3 protein-coding genes and 1 tRNA gene are annotated in these 3,416 nt (G+C 63.3%); 2 read left to right on the top strand and 2 right to left on the bottom strand.

The genetic code is table 11. The annotated features are described in order from the left end of the window. Positions 1–3: 3 nt before the first annotated feature. Together APR53_02275 and APR53_02280 are read right to left on the bottom strand one after the other, a co-directional pair. Positions 4–1,332 (bottom strand): S-adenosylhomocysteine deaminase, encoded by a 1,329-nt coding sequence (locus tag APR53_02275; protein KQC05453.1) that lies wholly within the window; start codon positions 1,330–1,332, stop codon positions 4–6. After that, positions 1,329–2,000, bottom strand: coding sequence for a 5'-methylthioadenosine phosphorylase (locus APR53_02280; protein ID KQC05454.1), 672 nt, complete (start codon positions 1,998–2,000; stop codon positions 1,329–1,331). The genes APR53_02275 and APR53_02280 overlap by 4 nt, the downstream gene beginning before the upstream one ends. A 160-nt stretch (positions 2,001–2,160) precedes the next feature. Here APR53_02280 and APR53_02285 point away from each other — a divergent pair, with 160 nt between their 5' ends. After that, the gene (locus APR53_02285) at positions 2,161–3,285 is read left to right on the top strand and encodes a nicotinate phosphoribosyltransferase (protein ID KQC05455.1); all 1,125 of its coding nucleotides are present in this window, start codon (positions 2,161–2,163) and stop codon (positions 3,283–3,285) included. A gap of 58 nt (positions 3,286–3,343) precedes the next feature. After that, positions 3,344–3,415: transfer RNA gene (locus APR53_02290), tRNA-Ala, on the top strand. Position 3,416: the final 1 nt, after the last annotated feature.

The following is a 3,416-nucleotide window of genomic DNA, read 5'->3' on the forward strand; positions in this document are numbered from 1 at the left end:
TTTTTACGCACCGGTGGCACGCGTAACAAGGCGTGCGGCAGCCTTCTCCGCCCCGGTGATTATCGCCTCTTCGCCGGGGATGCATCCCTCGTTCATCAGGATGCGGCCGTTACAGATCACCGTTCTTACCGCACTCCCCCCGCAGGAATAGACGATGTTGGAGACGGTATGGTGGCGGGGAACCATGCAGGGGCTTCTCTGATCCAGCAGCACGAGATCGGCGGGAGCACCCGCTTCGATACGGCCCGTGCCGAATCCGAGCGCCCGTGCCCCGTTTTCCGTTGCCATCGCGAGAGCCTCGGTGGCCGGGAGAAGCGTGTCCGAATTCCAGTAGAATTTCTGGAGGAGCGCTGCGAACTTCATCTCCTCGAAGATATCGAGATTATTGTTCGAGGCGCAGCCGTCCGTGCCGAGGGTGACGGACGCACCCGCCTCCCGCAGCCAGTGGTACGGCATGGCCCTGTTCACCGCGAGCTTCATGTTGCTTGCGGGGTTGTGGGAGACAAACACTCCCCGTCTCCCGAGCAGATCGCATTCGGCACGCTCCAGCCAGCAGCAGTGGGCCGCGACGGTCCGGGGGGTCAGGCACCCGCAGGAATCCAGGAGCGCGGCGGGCCGCATGCCGGTCTGCTCGACGCAGTCGTTCACCTCCTTTTCGGTCTCGCTCAGGTGAATGTGGATGCCGATCTTCTCTTCTTCACTGTAGGAGGCGCACCATTCCAGTCCCTCCTTCGAGACGGTATAGATCGCATGGGGGCCGACCGCGGCGCGAATTCGCGGATTGCCCATCCGTATTATGGTATTTACAAGGGTTTCCGTCGCCTTAATCTCGGCCTCGCGTTTTTCCTCGTCGAAGAGGTCGATGAAGCCATATGCAAACTGCGCCTTCAGGCCGGCCTCGTCGACGGCCCGTGCCGCATCCTCCATGAAGAAGTACATGTCGTTGAACGCAACGGTTCCGCTCCGTATCATCTCGAGGCACGCGAGTTTTGTGCCCCAGTAGACGTCCTCACCGGTCAGGTGCGCCTCAAGCGGCCAGATCTTTTCGGACAGCCACTCCTGCAGGTGCATGTCGTCGGCGTATCCCCGAAAAAGCGTCATCGCGGCGTGCGTGTGCGTGTTCGTGCACCCGGGAACGGCGATGCGGCCGCTCCCGTCGATGATGAAATCCGCCTGCCCTGCATAGTCGCGCCGGATAGTGTCCCCGACAGCGCCGATCCGCCCGTCACTGTCGATGAAAATATCCGTCTTCCTGTCCGCGAGGGTGACGTTTGCAATGAAATGCGACGCTCCCTCCCTGTAAAGCCCGCTATCCGTGTCCGGTTGCGTCATGTCATTTTCTCCACGATTGTGCTGACGATATCCCCGGTTCTCCGGCGGTGGAGCCGTGATGTCTCGAGGATGTGTTCATAGGTAAGGACGTCGCCTCCCAGTCCGTGCGCATAATTGTCGATGGTGCAGAGCGCGGCAAACACCATGCCGAGTTCGCAGGCGACTGTCGCCTCGGACGCGACCGTCATTCCGACCACGTCGGCAATCCGGGCGAGCATCTGCACCTCGGCCCGCGTTTCGATTCGCGGGCCCTTTGTCTGCACGTAGACACCGCCGCGGTGTGCTTCGGGAACCAGCGATGCGAGTTCACGGGCGAGCGTTTCGTCAAGCCCGGGGTTCACGTGCTCGATGGCATGGTCATGGATGGAGGGAATGTCCGTCATGCTGATGTAATCCGAGGGGATGAGAAGCGATCCGGGAGGGATGTCCTGTTTGAGCGATCCCGCCGATCCGAATGCCACGACCCTCTCGACGCCCAGGATGGCGAGGGCGGCCATCGATGCCCGGTAGTTGATGCGGTGCGGGGGAAGCCCGTACTGATGCCGCATCAAAAGGGCACACTCCCCGGTATACACTTCGGCAGGGCCGAACGGGGTGGATATGCGCTCCTTCGTAAGGTCCGGAAGATCGGAGAAGAGAAGACTCGTGCCGCCGACGATCCCGAGCATCAGGAGTCGCCTCCCGGTATGCTGCCTCGATTCATGGATTTTCCTCCCTATTCTGTGAGTACTCTTCCTATTTTTGTGCTCCCCTCCGGCCCCGCGGTATGGCCTGAGCGCAGGTGCGATTCCTCGGGCTTTACATAGGTGCGGTGACAATTCTTCCGGAATGGGATCCTTTCATGTCGTACCCGGGGAGGCGATTAAAAACGGCACCTGCACTGATGTGTATTTTCAGCGTGTCGAGGAGATCCTGAAAGAGGAGGGCATCAACCCTCGCGTCACCATGGAGGTGGCGGCCGCAGCGCTCCCGTCGCCGTGGGGGGTGTTCTGCGGCCTTGACGACGTGCTCACGCTCCTGGAGGGGCTCGCTGTCGACGTCGCCGCGATGCCGGAAGGGAGCATCTTCTCTCCGGGCGAGCCGGTGCTGCGCATCACCGGCCGGTATGCCGATTTCGGCAGGCTTGAGACGGCACTGCTCGGTTTCCTCTGCCATGCGTCGGGCATTGCGACGGCGGCGGCACGCATCCGGACGATCGCCGGGGACGTCCCGGTGTACTCGTTCGGCTCACGACGGCAGCACCCGGCGCTCGCCGCCATGATCGAGCGTGCCGCATGGATCGGCGGGGTGGACGGGGTGTCGAACACCTGCGCCCCGGACGGCATCCCGCTCGCGGGGACGATGCCGCACGCGTTCGTGATGTGCTACCCCTCCCCCTCCGATGCCTGGGAATCCTTCATGCGCCGTGCACCGCCCGACGTTTCCCGGGTGATGCTCTGCGATACCGTCTGCGACGAAAAACAGGAGGCCCTCCGGGCCGCGGCGCTCGGGTGCGACGCCGTCCGGCTCGACACCCCCCGGTCGCGCCGCGGGAGCATGCGGTCGATCATCGAGGAGGTCCGGTGGGAGCTCGACGCCCGCGGGTACGAGCACGTGAAGATATTCCTCTCGGGCGGTATCACGCACGAGGACGTGGCGGCCTACAAAGACATCGTCGACGCCTTCGGCGTGGGCGGTGCGATCGCGAACGCCCCGGTCATCGACTTCAGCCTCGACATCGTGGAGATCGAAGGGAAGATCACGGCAAAGCGGGGAAAGAAAAGCGGCGTGAAGCAGGTCTACCGCCTCCCCGGCGGCGGACGGGCCCTCCTGCCCGTTGGCCGGGAGGCCCCGCCGGGCGCCGTCCCCCTGCTTGTTGAAGTGATCCGGCAGGGCGGGGTGCTTGTCCGCGAGGACTGCCACGCGGCGCGGAAACGGCTCGCCGGGGCCCTGTCCGGGATGTCGGCCGACTGATTTGGCGGTATCCGAACAGAGGGGTTTTTTAATGCACCGCGACAATATGGTATGGCACGGGCCGATAGATCAGGGGAAGATCGCTACCTTGGCATGGTAGAGGCCGCGGGTTCAATTCCCGCTCGGTCCAT

The sequence above is a fragment of the Methanoculleus sp. SDB genome, assembly GCA_001412355.1.
Lineage (GTDB): Archaea > Halobacteriota > Methanomicrobia > Methanomicrobiales > Methanomicrobiaceae > LKUD01.

Coding starts and splice junctions, on each gene's coding strand:
- APR53_02275 (KQC05453.1), bottom strand. CDS start 1,332: ATGACGCAACCGGACACGGATAGCGGGCTTTACAGGGAGGGAGCGTCG.
- APR53_02280 (KQC05454.1), bottom strand. CDS start 2,000: ATGCTCGGGATCGTCGGCGGCACGAGTCTTCTCTTCTCCGATCTTCCG.
- APR53_02285 (KQC05455.1), top strand. CDS start 2,161: ATGGGATCCTTTCATGTCGTACCCGGGGAGGCGATTAAAAACGGCACC.